Raw genomic sequence first — 14,021 nt, 5'->3', positions numbered from 1 at the left:
CGCCTGAGGAGTGACATTCTGTCGCTCCTCAAATTTCAATTTTTCGTGACATATTCGCCGGAACGCTTTCTCTCGGTCATGCTTAGGCTATCGCTACGAGGAGAACGTCATGAAAAAGGTCACCCGGCTCACCGAAGCCGACGTTACGCCAGAATCCGTGTTTATGATGAAGCGCCGCCAGGTGCTGAAGGCTTTGGGCATCAGCGCTGCCGCCCTGTCGCTCCCCCAAACCGCAAACGCCGATATTCTTTCGTGGTTCAAAGGTAACGATCGCCCGGCGGCACCTTCCGGCAAACCCCTGACGTTCAGTAAACCAGAAGAGTATCAGGCAAAGCTGGCGTTGACCCCGGAAGACAAGGTTACCGGCTACAACAACTTCTACGAATTTGGGCCGGATAAGGCCGATCCTGCCGCTAACGCCGGCGGGCTGAAAACCGATCCGTGGCAGATCAAAATCAGCGGCGAGGTGGCTAAACCCATGACGCTGGATCACGACGATCTGTATAAACGCTTCCCGCTCGAAGAACGCATTTACCGCATGCGCTGCGTTGAGGCCTGGTCGATGGTCGTGCCGTGGATTGGCTTCCCGCTCCATAAGCTGCTGGCGATGGTTAAGCCCACCAGCAACGCAAAGTACGTTGCCTTTGAAACGCTTAATGACCCGGAACAAATGCCCGGGCAGAAAGACCGGTTCATCGGCGGTGGCCTGCAATATCCTTATGTAGAAGGATTGCGGCTGGATGAAGCGATGCATCCGCTCACGCTGTTAACGGTAGGCGTTTACGGTAAGGCATTGCCGCCGCAAAACGGCGCGCCGATTCGCCTCACTGTGCCGTGGAAGTACGGCTTTAAGGGCATTAAATCTATCGTCAGCATCAAGCTGGTCAGCGAACTGCCGCCGACGACCTGGAACCTTGCCGCACCGAATGAATATGGTTTCTACGCGAACGTGAATCCTCACGTCGATCATCCTCGCTGGTCTCAGGCCTCGGAGCGCTTTATCGGCTCGGGTGGTGTACTGGACGTTAAGCGCCAGCCGACGCTGCTGTTTAACGGCTATGCTGACCAGGTAGCTTCGCTTTATCGCGGTCTTAATCTGAAGGAGAACTTCTGAGTGAGACTGACGGTAAAACAGATAACCTGGCTCAAAGTGGCGCTTCATCTCGCCGCTTTCCTGCCCTTCGTCTGGCTGTTTTACGCGGCAAGCCAGGGACTTTTCAGCGCCGATCCGGCGAAAGATATCCAGCATTTTACCGGCAGAATGGCGCTGAAACTGCTGCTGGCAACGCTGCTGATTACGCCGCTGGCACGCTACGCCAGGCAGCCGCTATTGATTCGTACCCGACGCCTGCTGGGCGTCTGGTGCTTTGTCTGGGCGACGCTGCATCTCACCAGCTATTCGCTGCTGGAGCTGGGAATAAGCAATCTTGGCCTGCTTGGCCAGGAGTTAGTGAGCCGCCCTTACCTGACGCTGGGCATCATCTGCTGGATTATCCTGCTGGCGCTGGCCGTCACGTCCACCCAGCGGGCACAGCGTTTTTTAGGCGCCCGTTGGCAGAAACTGCATAACTTCGTCTATCTGGTGTCGATCCTCGCGCCGATTCATTTCCTCTGGTCGGTTAAGATTTTGTCCCCTCAGCCCTTGCTTTATGCGCTGGGGGCTATCATCCTTCTTGCACTTCGCTACAAGAAGTTTCGCCAGTGGTGGCGCTAGCCACAGAGCGTGTGCTTCTCCGCAGAAAAAACATCAATCGGTATCGTTCTCCGGATACCGGTTGATCATCTTCCCTGATAAGACCAGTATTTAGCTGCCAAATGCTACGAAATCGTTATAATGTGCGACTTCGGTTTTTTCTGACGCCCATTTTCGGCTCGAAAAGGTGACAACCGGAAAACTTAGGTATATTTTGTAAATTGCCTACTAATTGCGGGAGATGGCAGCACGATGTCGGGTGAATTTCACATTTTGCTTTTGAATGGCCCTAATCTGAACATGCTGGGCACGCGGGAGCCGGACAAGTACGGCCACCAAACGTTAGCAGAAATTGTTAACACGCTTGAGGCAGAGGCAACAAACCTTGGCGTAACGCTCAGCCACCTGCAATCTAACGCGGAGTATGCGTTGATTGACCGAATTCATCAGGCCAAAGACACTGTCGACTTTATCCTGATTAATCCGGCCGCGTTCACGCATACCAGCGTTGCGCTGCGCGATGCGTTACTGGCGGTGGATATCCCGTTTATCGAGATTCACCTCAGCAATGTGCACGCACGTGAACCGTTTCGCCATCATTCATATCTTTCAGATAAGGCCGTCGGCGTGATCTGCGGATTAGGCGCTGATGGCTATTCATATGCACTACAGACGGCGGTAAAACGCCTGTCAAAATCCATCTAAACAAAGAGTACGGAACCCACTCATGGATATTCGTAAGATTAAAAAACTGATCGAGCTGGTTGAAGAATCAGGCATCGCTGAACTGGAAATTTCTGAAGGCGAAGAGTCTGTACGTATCAGCCGCTCACCGGCAAACGCTGGTTTCCCAATGATGCAACAGGCCTACGCTGCGCCAATGTACCAGCCTCAGCCACAACCGGGTCTGGCCCAGGCCGTTGCGCCAGCCGCAACCCCAGCCATGGAAGCCCCTGCAGCTGCTGAAGTCAGTGGTCACATCGTACGTTCCCCAATGGTCGGTACCTTCTACCGTACCCCAAGCCCTGACGCAAAAGCGTTCGTGGAAGTGGGCCAGAAAGTTAACGTTGGCGATACCCTGTGCATCGTTGAAGCAATGAAAATGATGAACCAGATCGAATCTGATAAAGCCGGTGTGGTGAAAGCGATTCTGATTGAAAATGGTCAGCCGGTAGAATTTGACGAGCCGCTGGTCGTCATCGAGTAACGAGGCGAACATGCTGGATAAAATTGTCATCGCCAACCGCGGCGAGATTGCCCTGCGTATTCTTCGTGCCTGTAAAGAACTGGGCATCAAGACCGTCGCCGTGCACTCAAGCGCGGATCGCGATCTGAAACACGTATTACTGGCGGATGAGACGGTCTGTATCGGCCCGGCTCCGTCCGTAAAAAGCTATCTGAACATCCCGGCCATCATCTCCGCGGCGGAAATCACCGGCGCGGTAGCGATTCACCCGGGCTATGGCTTCCTGTCTGAAAACGCCAACTTTGCCGAGCAGGTTGAGCGCTCCGGCTTTATCTTCATCGGTCCGAAAGCTGAAACTATCCGCCTGATGGGCGACAAAGTTTCCGCGATCACCGCGATGAAACAGGCTGGCGTACCGACGGTACCAGGCTCTGACGGCCCACTGGACGGCGACATGGATAAAAACCGTGCCCATGCGAAACGCATCGGCTACCCGGTTATTATCAAAGCGTCCGGCGGCGGCGGCGGTCGTGGCATGCGCGTAGTGCGCGGCGACGCGGAACTCGAGCAATCCATCAACATGACCCGTGCGGAAGCCAAAGCGGCTTTCAACAACGACATGGTTTACATGGAGAAATACCTCGAGAACCCACGCCATATCGAGATTCAGGTGCTGGCCGACGGCCAGGGTCATGCTATCTATCTGGCCGAGCGTGACTGCTCCATGCAGCGCCGCCACCAGAAAGTTGTTGAAGAAGCGCCAGCGCCGGGCATCACGCCTGAGCTGCGTAAATTCATCGGCGACCGCTGTGCAAAAGCCTGTATCGACATTAACTACCGCGGCGCAGGGACCTTCGAGTTCCTGTTCGAAAACGGCGAGTTCTATTTCATCGAAATGAACACCCGTATTCAGGTAGAACACCCGGTTACCGAAATGATCACCGGCGTGGACCTGATCAAAGAGCAGCTGCGCATTGCTGCCGGTCAGCCGCTGTCCATCAAACAGGAAGACGTTCACGTTACCGGCCATGCGGTGGAATGCCGTATCAACGCCGAAGACCCGAACACCTTCCTGCCAAGCCCGGGCAAAATCACGCGCTTCCATGCGCCTGGTGGTTTTGGCGTGCGTTGGGAATCGCATATCTACGCCGGCTACACCGTACCGCCGTACTACGATTCAATGATTGGGAAGCTCATCTGCTACGGCGAAACGCGTGAAGTGGCTATTGCCCGCATGAAAAACGCCCTGGCGGAACTGATTATCGATGGCATCAAAACCAACATCGAGCTGCAGACCAAAATCATGAACGACGAAAACTTCCAGCACGGTGGAACTAACATCCACTATCTGGAGAAGAAACTCGGTCTTCAGCACTAAGTTTCCGTTGAACATGTCGACAAAAGGCCGGATCTCCGGCCTTTTCTTTTTGTATTCCCCCGCTGGATGGATGCGTTACAATCCCCGCTTTCCGCGAACTCAAGGGACAAAAATGGACAAGCGTTTTGTTCAGGCCCATAAAGAAGCGCGCTGGGCGCTCTGGCTGACCCTGCTGTATCTTGCCGCGTGGTTAGTGGCTGCTTACTTACCTGATAATGCCCAGGGCATCACCGGGTTACCGCACTGGTTCGAGATGGCCTGCCTGCTGGTGCCGCTGCTGTTTATCCTGCTTTGCTGGCTGATGGTGAAAACCATTTTCCGCGATATTCCTCTGGGAGATGACCATGCAAAATGAAGTCATTGCCGTGCTGGTTGTCTACCTGATAGCGGTCTTTGGTCTCTCCTTCTACGCCATGCGCCAACGCAGCTCCGGCACTTTCCTGAGCGAGTATTTCCTCGGGAGCCGTTCGATGGGCGGTTTTGTGCTGGCAATGACGCTCACCGCCACCTATATCAGCGCCAGTTCGTTTATTGGCGGGCCTGGCGCCGCCTATAAATACGGCCTCGGCTGGGTGCTACTGGCGATGATTCAGATCCCGACGATCTGGCTTTCTCTGGGGATCCTGGGGAAAAAGTTCGCCATCCTGGCGCGCCGCTATAACGCCATTACCCTCAACGACATGCTGCAGGCTCGCTATCAGAATCGGGCCGTCGTCTGGATTGCCAGCGTCAGCCTGCTGGTCGCCTTTGTGGGCGCAATTGCCGTGCAGTTCATCGGTGGCGCAAGGCTGCTGGAAACGGCAGCGGGCATAAAATACGAAACCGGCCTGCTGATTTTCGGGATAACCATCGCCCTGTATACCGCCTTCGGCGGCTTCCGCGCCAGCGTACTCAACGACACCATGCAGGGCATGGTGATGCTGATAGGCACCATCGTTCTGCTGGTTGGCGTTGTTCACGCCGCGGGCGGATTAGGGAACGCGGTACAGACGTTAGAGCATATCGATCCGAAACTGGTGAGCCCGCAGGGCGCGGGCGATATTCTGACGCCAACCTTTATGACGTCCTTCTGGGTGCTGGTCTGTTTCGGCGTTATCGGCCTGCCGCACACGGCGGTGCGCTGTATCTCCTATAAGGACAGTAAGGCCGTACACCGCGGAATTATTATCGGCACCATTGTGGTCGCCATTCTGATGCTGGGCATGCACCTTGCCGGCGCGCTGGGCAGAGCGGTTATTCCGGGGCTGACGGTGCCAGACCTGGTGATCCCAACCCTGATGATGCAGGTTCTTCCGCCGTGGGCTGCTGGGTTATTCCTGGCCGCCCCAATGGCCGCCATTATGTCCAACGTTAACGCGCACCTGCTGCAGGCGTCGGCAACAATCGTGAAAGATCTGTGGCTCAGTGCAAGTCCGGCTAAAATTCGTCATGAAAGCCGCCTGAAGCGCATCTCCACTACCACGACGCTGGTGCTGGGCCTGCTGATGATGCTGGCAGCCTGGCGCCCGCCGGAGATGATTATCTGGCTCAACCTGCTGGCCTTCGGCGGCCTTGAGGCCGTTTTCCTGTGGCCGCTGGTGCTGGGCCTCTACTGGGAGAAAGCCAACGCCGCAGGCGCGCTAAGCGGCATGATTGTCGGCGGCGTGCTGTACGCGGTGCTCGCCAGCTTCAGCCTCCAGCTCTTCGGCTTCCACCCGATTGTGCCGTCGCTGCTATTAAGCTTGCTGGCGTTCCTGATAGGTAACCGATTTGGTCATACCGTTCCGGAACCCCTTCTTGTTTCCACTACTGATAAATAAAGAGTTTCGCCATGCCATGGATCCAACTGAAAATTAACACCACCGGCGGCAACGCTGAAAGCCTGGGCGATGCGCTGATTGAAAGCGGAGCGGTTTCCGTCACCTTCCAGGACACCCACGACACGCCGGTCTTTGAGCCGCTGCCTGGCGAAACCCGCCTTTGGGGCGACACCGACGTTATCGGCCTGTATGACGCAGAAACCGACATGAAAGAAGTCGTGGCTATGCTGGAGAACTGTCCTTTGCTGGGCCAGGGCTTCCACCACAAAGTGGAGCAGCTGGAAGACAAAGACTGGGAGCGCGAATGGATGGACAACTTCCACCCGATGCGCTTTGGCGACCGTCTGTGGATTTGCCCAAGCTGGCGTGATGTGCCGGACGAAAACGCCGTCAACGTGATGCTCGACCCGGGCCTGGCGTTTGGCACCGGAACTCACCCAACGACCTCGCTGTGCCTCGAGTGGCTCGACGGCCTGGACCTGGCCGGCAAAACCATTATCGACTTCGGCTGCGGCTCCGGGATCCTGGCCATTGCCGCCCTGAAATTGGGTGCCGCAAAAGCCATCGGCATTGATATCGACCCACAGGCGATTCAGGCCAGCCGTGACAACGCCGAACGCAACGGCGTTTCAGAGCGTCTTGAGCTTTACCTGCCAAAAGACCAGCCAGAAGCCATGAGCGCCGACGTGGTGGTCGCCAACATTCTCGCAGGCCCTTTACGTGAGTTAGCGCCGTTAATCAGCGTGCTGCCGGTTGAGGGCGGTTTCCTGGGCCTTTCTGGCGTACTGGCCAGCCAGGCCGAAGGCGTTTGCGAAGCTTACGCTGATAAATTCACCCTCGACCCTGTCGCGGAAAAAGAAGAGTGGTGCCGCATCACCGGTCGTAAGCACAGCTGATGAAAATAACGACATACGGCGCTGCTGCCGTGTGTCGTTTTTAGCCAGTTTTAGTGGGCAATCAGCATCCAAAAATGAGAGCTTGTTCGCATAAAAAACCCAAAACCGACCATAAAAACAGCGGTTTATATGGTAAAAACACTCTGTCAGACAGCATATTTCTGCTAACTTTCAGGAAAATTTAAAACAACACGAAATAAACGAAAAATCCTAACCCACTGATTAATTGAATTAATTACTGATTCAGGCCGCGCTTGTTGCCGCTTCATTGATCTGTGACAGAGGATTGTTCAAAGTTTGGCCTTTCATCTCGTGCAAAAAATGCGTAATATACGCCGCCTTGCAGGCACAGTATGGTCATTTCTTAACTCATGCGCATCGGACACCACCAGCTCAGAAATCGCCTGATCGCAGCACCTATGGCTGGCATTACTGACAGACCATTCAGGACGCTGTGCTACGAGATGGGAGCAGGGTTAACCGTTTCCGAGATGATGTCCTCTAACCCAGAAGTTTGGGCGAGCGATAAGTCCCGTTTACGGATGGTACATGTGGATGAACCGGGTATTCGCACCGTGCAAATTGCCGGTAGCGTACCTGAAGAGATGGCAGAAGCCGCGCGTATAAACGTGGCTAATGGCGCCCAGATTATTGATATCAATATGGGTTGTCCGGCAAAAAAGGTGAATCGTAAGCTGGCAGGTTCAGCCCTTCTGCAGTACCCGAGTCTGGTAAAGGACATCGTGACGACGGTAGTGAAGGCAGTGGATGTTCCTGTGACGTTGAAAATTCGTACCGGCTGGGAGCCCGCGCACCGTAACTGTGTAGAGATTGCCCAACTGGCTGAAGACTGTGGGATTCAGGCTCTGACAATTCATGGACGCACACGCGCCTGTTTATTCCAGGGCGATGCTGAATACGACAGCATTCGGGCAGTTAAGCAGAAAGTTTCCATTCCGATTATCGCGAATGGTGACATTACTGACCCGCTTAAAGCCAGAGCTGTACTTGACTATACGGGGGCTGATGCCCTGATGATAGGCCGTGCGGCTCAGGGAAGACCCTGGATCTTTCGGGAAATCCAGCATTATCTGGACACTGGAGAGCTGCTACCGCCCTTGCCTCTGGCAGAGGTGAAGCGCTTACTTTGCTCGCACATTCGGGAACTGCATAGCTTTTATGGCGATGTAAAAGGTTACCGAATTGCACGTAAACACGTCTCCTGGTATCTCCAGGAGCACGCTCCAAATGACCAGTTTCGGCGCACATTCAACGCCATTGAGGATGCCAGCGTACAGCTGGAGGCGTTGGAGGCATACTTCGAAAATTTTGCGTAAACAGAAATAAAGAGCTGACAGAACTATGTTCGAACAACGCGTAAATTCTGACGTACTGACCGTTTCTACCGTTAACTCTCAGGATCAGGTAACCCAAAAACCCCTGCGTGATTCCGTGAAACAGGCACTGAAGAACTATTTTGCTCAACTGAACGGTCAGGATGTGAACGACCTGTATGAGCTGGTACTGGCTGAAGTAGAACAGCCATTGTTGGACATGGTGATGCAATACACCCGTGGCAACCAGACCCGTGCTGCCCTGATGATGGGCATCAACCGCGGTACGCTGCGTAAGAAATTGAAAAAATACGGCATGAACTGATACTAATCAGCGAGTGTTGTGAAAAGGCGCGAACCGGCATGGGGAAGCGCCTTTTTTCTTTTATTCACCTGAGACCTGACGTTTTTCATCATCATTTGCCGCTGCTGAGCTATTTCCTTCACTTTGTTTACACTGCACACGCTTTGCAATTATTCCCCAATCCTGTGGTCTGATACGCAGTGGTAAAATAGCCACATTCACTCCGGCACAGCATCCGAGAAAGCTTCGTACCTTTATGGGCACCTACGAGAGCGATCCCTGTTCCGGCGTTTGGTTCAAACGAGGTTCAAAATGACTAAATTCATCGCCGCTGCGTTGCTCACCACGTTTCTGGCAGGCTGCGCGACCGAGTCTCCTTGCGTACCGGTCTATGATGACCAGGGACGCCTGGTGCACACCAATACCTGTATGAAAGGCACCACCCAGGATAACTGGGAAACCGCAGGCGCAATTGCCGCCGGCACTGCCGCCGTGGCAGGCGTTGCCCTGGGTATCGTGGCGTTAACCAAATAAGCCTTTCTTCATATCAAAGCGCGAGCCTCTCGCGCTTTTTTGTTTATTCTTCCTGCAACATCTGAATCATTTTGCTCTGAAATGCGCCGTTAGTTGCAGTATTGCACTCTTTCGGAGCGTTCACCGTTCGCTCTCTTCATTTATTTCAGCCGTCTCCTGCATCCGACACTCCGCGTAAACCTGGCATCCCCTTTGCTTTACCGAATATGACTCGGGCATTTGCTACGAACAGGGATACGGCGTCTCCCGGACGCCATTACGCCAATAACGATAATTTCGCCACACAGGATGCATTTATGAAGAAGATGATGATCGCCACTCTGGTCGCTACCGGTACGCTGTTCGCGATGGCTAATCAGGCTCATGCAGGCACCACGCTGGATGCCGTAAAAAAGAAGGGCTTCGTGCAATGCGGGATCAGTGACGGCCTGCCGGGCTTTTCTTACGCTGACGGCAGCGGCAAATTTACCGGTATCGACGTAGATGTTTGCCGCGGCGTGGCGGCGGCCGTGTTCGGCGATGCTTCTAAAGTCAAATACACCCCGCTGACGGCGAAAGAACGTTTTACTGCGCTGCAGTCCGGCGAGGTCGATATTCTTTCCCGTAACACCACCTGGACTTCCTCTCGTGACGCAGGCATGGGGATGGTCTTTACCGGCGTCACATATTACGACGGCATCGGCTTCCTGACCCACAATAAAGCCGGCCTGAAGAGTGCTAAAGAGCTCGACGGCGCAACCGTATGCATTCAGGCAGGAACGGATACCGAGCTGAACGTCGCCGACTACTTCAAAGCCAATAACATGAAGTACACGCCGGTGACATTTGACCGCTCAGATGAGTCGGCAAAAGCACTGGAGTCCGGGCGCTGCGATACCCTGGCCTCAGATCAGTCCCAGCTGTATGCCCTGCGCATCAAGCTCAGCAACCCGGCCGAATGGCTCGTCCTGCCAGAAGTTATCTCTAAAGAGCCTCTCGGGCCTGTTGTCCGCCGCGGCGACGATGACTGGTTCTCTATTGTGCGCTGGACGCTGTTTGCCATGTTGAATGCCGAAGAGATGGGCATCAGCTCTAAAAACGTTGACCAGATGGCCGCTAACCCAACCACGCCCGATATGGCTCACCTGCTAGGGAAAGAAGGCGATTTCGGCAAAGACCTGAAGCTGGATAACAAGTGGGCCTACAACATCGTGAAGCAGGTAGGTAACTACGCAGAGATCTTCGAGAGCAACGTCGGGGCCCAAAGTCCGCTGAAAATCAAACGTGGCCAGAACAACCTGTGGAACAACGGCGGTATTCAGTACGCCCCGCCGGTTCGCTAAGCGAAATACCAGAACAGGGCACTGCTCGGTGCGGTGCCCAGGATCTATGTTCCTGTTACTGAGGCTTGCTTATGCGTCATCACCGCCCAGCCGTGAAGGCCGACTTATCTTTTTCTAACCCTTCGGTTCGCGCCTGGCTGTATCAGATAGTCGCCATTAGTTTTGTGATTGGCGTGGCCGTTTATCTGATTCACAACACTATCACCAACCTGGATAGCCGCGGTATTACCTCCGGCTTTGCCTTTCTCGATCGCGCCGCCGGATTTGGCATCGTCCAGCATCTGATTGACTACGATCAGGGGGACACCTACGGAAAAGTCTTCGTTGTGGGGCTCCTGAATACCCTGCTGGTCTCCGTACTCTGTATCGTGTTTGCCACGTTTATTGGCTTCTTTGTGGGCCTGGCACGGCTCTCTGATAACTGGCTGGTGCGTAAGCTTTCTACCTTTTATATAGAGACGTTTCGCAACATCCCCCCGCTGCTGCAAATTTTCTTCTGGTACTTTGCCGTTCTGCGTAATCTGCCGGGCCCACGCCAGGCTTTGGATGCTTTCAGCCTGATGTATTTGAGCAATCGCGGGCTGTCTCTTCCGGCCCCGGTTATGGGGGAAGGCCTGCTGGCATTTTCTGCTGCCGTGCTGCTTGCGCTTCTCGTCTCTGCGGGACTGTATCGCTATAACAAAATGCATCAGATGAAGACCGGGCAAATTCGTCGTACCTGGCCCGTGACGATCGCGCTGATCGTTGCCCTGCCCCTCATTGCACATTTGATCTTCGGCGCGGCGTTACATTGGGATATTCCCGCTCTGCACGGCTTTAACTTCCGCGGCGGGATTGTGCTTATCCCTGAACTCGCGGCTTTAACGCTGGCGCTTTCGGTCTATACCTCGGTCTTTATTGCCGAAATCATTCGCTCGGGTATTCAATCGGTCCCTTATGGCCAGCATGAAGCCGCCCTGTCCCTCGGTTTACCTAAGCAGGTGACGCTGCGGCAGGTGATCGTGCCTCAGGCGCTGAGAGTCATTATCCCGCCATTGACCAGCCAGTATCTGAACATCGTCAAAAACTCCTCTCTGGCGGCGGCGATTGGTTATCCGGATATGGTCTCTCTGTTTGCCGGTAGCGTACTGAACCAGACGGGACAGGCAATCGAAACCATCGCTATCACAATGTCCGTTTATCTGGTTATCAGCCTCGTTATCTCACTGCTGATGAACGTCTATAACCGCCGTATTGCCCTGGTTGAGCGCTAAGGAATGTCGATGATTAAAGTTCTGAAGGCGCACAGTGCCCGCCCGACAGGCAACTCTGCAGAGCGAGTCTGGCGATGGATGCGTAAAAACCTCTTCTCCAGCTGGTTGAATACCCTGCTTACGCTGCTGTGTTTCAGCTTGATGTGGGTGCTTATCCCTCCGCTGCTGAACTGGGCAGTTTTCCAGGCGAACTGGGTAGGCGAGACCAGAGCCGACTGCACTAAAGGCGGGGCATGCTGGGTGTTTATCCACGAACGTTTCGGCCAGTTCATGTACGGGCTTTACCCTCACGAGTTGCGCTGGCGAATCAACCTTGCGCTTATTATTGGGCTGCTTTCCGTTGCAGTCATGTTCTGGAAATCGCTCCCTCATCGCGGCCGCTATATTGCCTGCTGGGCAGTAGCTTATCCGGTCGTCGTCTGGTGGCTGATGTACGGTGGCTTTTTAGGTCTGGAACGTGTTGAAACACGTCTCTGGGGCGGCTTAACGCTCACCCTGATCGTGGCATCGGTCGGCATTGCCGGAGCATTACCTCTGGGTATTTTGCTGGCGCTGGGCAGGCGTTCACGCATGCCGGTAGTGAGAGTGCTCTCGATAATGTTTATCGAATTTTGGCGTGGTGTACCGCTGATTACGGTGCTCTTTATGTCTTCGGTGATGCTGCCGCTATTTCTCCCGGAAGGCACCACCATCGATAAACTGATTCGGGCGCTGGTCGGGGTGATTTTGTTCCAGTCTGCCTATGTCGCAGAGGTGGTTCGCGGCGGGCTGCAGGCTTTGCCGAAAGGGCAATATGAGGCAGCGGAGTCACTGGCTCTCGGCTACTGGAAGACGCAAGGATTAGTGATATTACCGCAGGCGCTAAAGCTGGTGATCCCGGGTCTGGTAAACACGATTATTGCGCTGTTCAAAGATACCAGTCTGGTGATCATCATCGGCCTGTTCGATCTGTTCAGTAGCGTCCAGCAGGCAACGGTTGATCCGGCCTGGCTGGGGATGTCGACAGAAGGCTACGTCTTTGCCGCCATCGTCTATTGGATTTTCTGTTTCAGCATGTCGCGCTATAGCCAGCATCTGGAAAAGCGCTTCCACACCGGCCGTACGCCGCACTAAGGATTATCATGAGTAAAATGACACCGCAGGCTGCCGACACGATGATCACGCTGGAAAACGTGAATAAGTGGTATGGTCAATTCCATGTTTTAAAAGACATTAATCTCAATGTGAAGCAGGGTGAGCGTATCGTATTGTGCGGGCCATCGGGCTCCGGAAAATCCACCACGATTCGCTGCATCAACCATCTTGAAGAGCATCAGCAGGGGCGTATTGTCGTCGATGGAACAGAGCTGAATGACGATCTGCGGAATATAGAAAAAGTCCGTACCGAAGTCGGCATGGTCTTCCAGCACTTTAACCTGTTCCCGCATTTAACCGTCCTGCAGAACTGCACTCTGGCCCCTGTCTGGGTTCGTAAGATGCCTAAGAAAGAGGCCGAGGCGCTGGCGATGCATTATCTCGAGCGAGTGAGAATCGCCGAACACGCGCATAAATTCCCAGGGCAGATATCGGGAGGCCAGCAGCAACGTGTGGCCATTGCCCGCTCGCTGTGTATGAAACCCAAAATCATGCTTTTTGACGAGCCAACTTCGGCACTCGACCCGGAAATGGTGAAAGAAGTGTTGGACACCATGATAGGGCTGGCAGAATCCGGCATGACAATGCTCTGCGTCACGCACGAAATGGGTTTTGCCCGCACCGTCGCTGACCGGGTTATCTTTATGGATCGCGGAGAGATCGTAGAACAGGCCCCGCCTGAAGAGTTTTTTGCCCATCCGAAATCAGAAAGAACGCGAGCTTTCTTGTCTCAGGTTATCCATTAAACGACAAAGGCCGCTGATGCGGCCTTTTTTATGGTGTTTTCCCGAATTCAGAAAACAAAAAACCCCAGCTAATAAGCTGAGGTTTTTTGTTTTATTTGATGCCTGACAGTTCCCTACTCTCGCATGGGGAGACCCCACACTACCATCGGCGCTACGGCGTTTCACTTCTGAGTTCGGCATGGGGTCAGGTGGGACCACCGCGCTACGGCCGTCAGGCAAATTCTTTTCTACGTGCCGAACTTAAACCTAAAAACTGGTGCTGATACCCAGAGTCGAACTGGGGACCTCACCCTTACCAAGGGTGCGCTCTACCAACTGAGCCATATCAGCACGCTTAATTTGATGCCTGGCAGTTGATGAACTTGCGTTCACCCTACGGGCCGCTGCTTCGCAGCGTTCAGACTCACCTTTCGGTTCGTCAGTCCTACTCTCTGAGAGTAGT

16 protein-coding genes, 1 tRNA gene and 1 rRNA gene are annotated in these 14,021 nt (G+C 54.2%); 15 read left to right on the top strand and 3 right to left on the bottom strand.

Going from position 1 to position 14,021, the window contains the following annotated elements:
* Window positions 1–109 precede the first annotated feature (109 nt).
* The 10 genes from msrP to fis all read left to right on the top strand — a co-directional run bounded on the left by msrP (window position 110) and on the right by fis (window position 8,611).
* Window positions 110–1,114 carry a protein-methionine-sulfoxide reductase catalytic subunit MsrP gene (gene msrP / locus ACE38U_RS09710; RefSeq protein WP_375529656.1) on the top strand — a complete coding sequence of 335 codons (1,005 nt, stop codon included), beginning with the start codon at window positions 110–112 and terminating at the stop codon, window positions 1,112–1,114.
* Window positions 1,115–1,714 carry a protein-methionine-sulfoxide reductase heme-binding subunit MsrQ gene (msrQ, locus tag ACE38U_RS09705; RefSeq protein ID WP_375529655.1) on the top strand — a complete coding sequence of 200 codons (600 nt, stop codon included), beginning with the start codon at window positions 1,115–1,117 and terminating at the stop codon, window positions 1,712–1,714. It abuts the gene before it with no gap.
* A gap of 231 nt (window positions 1,715–1,945) precedes the next feature.
* On the top strand, window positions 1,946–2,398 hold the full coding sequence (gene aroQ, locus ACE38U_RS09700; RefSeq protein WP_038478320.1) for a type II 3-dehydroquinate dehydratase: 453 nt from the start codon (window positions 1,946–1,948) through the stop codon (window positions 2,396–2,398).
* A 22-nt stretch (window positions 2,399–2,420) separates the two neighbouring features.
* Window positions 2,421–2,900 (top strand): acetyl-CoA carboxylase biotin carboxyl carrier protein, encoded by a 480-nt coding sequence (gene accB / locus ACE38U_RS09695; protein ID WP_008454913.1) that lies wholly within the window; start codon window positions 2,421–2,423, stop codon window positions 2,898–2,900.
* A gap of 10 nt (window positions 2,901–2,910) precedes the next feature.
* Window positions 2,911–4,257 (top strand): acetyl-CoA carboxylase biotin carboxylase subunit, encoded by a 1,347-nt coding sequence (gene accC / locus ACE38U_RS09690; protein WP_038478317.1) that lies wholly within the window; start codon window positions 2,911–2,913, stop codon window positions 4,255–4,257.
* Window positions 4,258–4,369: 112 nt separating this feature from the next.
* Window positions 4,370–4,612, top strand: coding sequence for a YhdT family protein (locus tag ACE38U_RS09685; protein ID WP_038478314.1), 243 nt, complete (start codon window positions 4,370–4,372; stop codon window positions 4,610–4,612).
* Entirely contained in the window at window positions 4,602–6,056 is a 1,455-nt protein-coding gene (gene panF / locus ACE38U_RS09680; RefSeq protein WP_176981489.1) for a sodium/pantothenate symporter, read from the top strand. Before ACE38U_RS09685 ends, panF begins: the two co-directional genes overlap by 11 nt.
* Window positions 6,057–6,067: 11 nt before the next feature.
* Complete coding sequence (gene prmA, locus ACE38U_RS09675) at window positions 6,068–6,952, top strand: 50S ribosomal protein L11 methyltransferase (RefSeq protein WP_375529654.1); 885 nt, start codon at window positions 6,068–6,070, stop codon at window positions 6,950–6,952.
* Window positions 6,953–7,323: 371 nt separating this feature from the next.
* A complete protein-coding gene (gene dusB / locus ACE38U_RS09670) occupies window positions 7,324–8,289 on the top strand; it encodes a tRNA dihydrouridine synthase DusB (protein WP_038478305.1) in 966 nt (321 codons plus the stop codon).
* A gap of 25 nt (window positions 8,290–8,314) precedes the next feature.
* The gene (fis, locus tag ACE38U_RS09665) at window positions 8,315–8,611 is read left to right on the top strand and encodes a DNA-binding transcriptional regulator Fis (RefSeq protein WP_000462905.1); all 297 of its coding nucleotides are present in this window, start codon (window positions 8,315–8,317) and stop codon (window positions 8,609–8,611) included.
* 60 nt (window positions 8,612–8,671) lie between these two features.
* Here fis and ACE38U_RS09660 read toward each other — a convergent pair whose 3' ends face one another.
* Window positions 8,672–8,806 carry a hypothetical protein gene (locus tag ACE38U_RS09660; protein WP_255483344.1) on the bottom strand — a complete coding sequence of 45 codons (135 nt, stop codon included), beginning with the start codon at window positions 8,804–8,806 and terminating at the stop codon, window positions 8,672–8,674.
* 96 nt (window positions 8,807–8,902) lie between these two features.
* Between ACE38U_RS09660 and ACE38U_RS09655 the strand changes: the two genes are divergently transcribed.
* The 5 genes from ACE38U_RS09655 (at window position 8,903) to ACE38U_RS09635 (ending at window position 13,579) form a co-directional block, all read left to right on the top strand.
* On the top strand, window positions 8,903–9,124 hold the full coding sequence (locus ACE38U_RS09655; protein WP_038478295.1) for a putative periplasmic lipoprotein: 222 nt from the start codon (window positions 8,903–8,905) through the stop codon (window positions 9,122–9,124).
* A 296-nt stretch (window positions 9,125–9,420) separates the two neighbouring features.
* Entirely contained in the window at window positions 9,421–10,446 is a 1,026-nt protein-coding gene (locus ACE38U_RS09650) for an amino acid ABC transporter substrate-binding protein (RefSeq protein WP_038478292.1), read from the top strand.
* Window positions 10,447–10,517: 71 nt separating this feature from the next.
* On the top strand, window positions 10,518–11,699 hold the full coding sequence (locus ACE38U_RS09645) for an amino acid ABC transporter permease (protein ID WP_375529653.1): 1,182 nt from the start codon (window positions 10,518–10,520) through the stop codon (window positions 11,697–11,699).
* A 9-nt stretch (window positions 11,700–11,708) separates the two neighbouring features.
* A complete protein-coding gene (locus ACE38U_RS09640; protein ID WP_375529652.1) occupies window positions 11,709–12,812 on the top strand; it encodes an amino acid ABC transporter permease in 1,104 nt (367 codons plus the stop codon).
* An 8-nt stretch (window positions 12,813–12,820) separates the two neighbouring features.
* On the top strand, window positions 12,821–13,579 hold the full coding sequence (locus ACE38U_RS09635) for an amino acid ABC transporter ATP-binding protein (protein ID WP_038478283.1): 759 nt from the start codon (window positions 12,821–12,823) through the stop codon (window positions 13,577–13,579).
* A 100-nt stretch (window positions 13,580–13,679) separates the two neighbouring features.
* On the opposite strand, the gene rrf is transcribed toward ACE38U_RS09635, so the two are convergent.
* Together rrf and ACE38U_RS09625 are read right to left on the bottom strand one after the other, a co-directional pair.
* Window positions 13,680–13,795, bottom strand: a 5S ribosomal RNA gene (gene rrf, locus ACE38U_RS09630).
* A 38-nt stretch (window positions 13,796–13,833) separates the two neighbouring features.
* A tRNA-Thr gene (locus ACE38U_RS09625) sits at window positions 13,834–13,909 on the bottom strand.
* Window positions 13,910–14,021 lie beyond the last annotated feature (112 nt).

This window comes from Cedecea selenatireducens (assembly GCF_042138895.1).
GTDB lineage: Bacteria > Pseudomonadota > Gammaproteobacteria > Enterobacterales > Enterobacteriaceae > Cedecea > Cedecea selenatireducens.
Note: the sequence above shows the minus strand (reverse complement) of the source record. Positions and strands in the feature narration are given on the sequence as shown.

What these genes read in the sequence shown, in the direction of transcription:
- msrP (WP_375529656.1), top strand. Translation starts at nt 110, where the DNA reads ATGAAAAAGGTCACCCGGCTCACCGAAGCCGACGTTACGCCAGAATCC.
- aroQ (WP_038478320.1), top strand. Translation starts at nt 1,946, where the DNA reads ATGTCGGGTGAATTTCACATTTTGCTTTTGAATGGCCCTAATCTGAAC.
- accB (WP_008454913.1), top strand. Translation starts at nt 2,421, where the DNA reads ATGGATATTCGTAAGATTAAAAAACTGATCGAGCTGGTTGAAGAATCA.
- accC (WP_038478317.1), top strand. Translation starts at nt 2,911, where the DNA reads ATGCTGGATAAAATTGTCATCGCCAACCGCGGCGAGATTGCCCTGCGT.
- ACE38U_RS09685 (WP_038478314.1), top strand. Translation starts at nt 4,370, where the DNA reads ATGGACAAGCGTTTTGTTCAGGCCCATAAAGAAGCGCGCTGGGCGCTC.
- panF (WP_176981489.1), top strand. Translation starts at nt 4,602, where the DNA reads ATGCAAAATGAAGTCATTGCCGTGCTGGTTGTCTACCTGATAGCGGTC.
- prmA (WP_375529654.1), top strand. Translation starts at nt 6,068, where the DNA reads ATGCCATGGATCCAACTGAAAATTAACACCACCGGCGGCAACGCTGAA.
- dusB (WP_038478305.1), top strand. Translation starts at nt 7,324, where the DNA reads ATGCGCATCGGACACCACCAGCTCAGAAATCGCCTGATCGCAGCACCT.
- fis (WP_000462905.1), top strand. Translation starts at nt 8,315, where the DNA reads ATGTTCGAACAACGCGTAAATTCTGACGTACTGACCGTTTCTACCGTT.
- ACE38U_RS09655 (WP_038478295.1), top strand. Translation starts at nt 8,903, where the DNA reads ATGACTAAATTCATCGCCGCTGCGTTGCTCACCACGTTTCTGGCAGGC.
- ACE38U_RS09650 (WP_038478292.1), top strand. Translation starts at nt 9,421, where the DNA reads ATGAAGAAGATGATGATCGCCACTCTGGTCGCTACCGGTACGCTGTTC.
- ACE38U_RS09645 (WP_375529653.1), top strand. Translation starts at nt 10,518, where the DNA reads ATGCGTCATCACCGCCCAGCCGTGAAGGCCGACTTATCTTTTTCTAAC.
- ACE38U_RS09640 (WP_375529652.1), top strand. Translation starts at nt 11,709, where the DNA reads ATGATTAAAGTTCTGAAGGCGCACAGTGCCCGCCCGACAGGCAACTCT.
- ACE38U_RS09635 (WP_038478283.1), top strand. Translation starts at nt 12,821, where the DNA reads ATGAGTAAAATGACACCGCAGGCTGCCGACACGATGATCACGCTGGAA.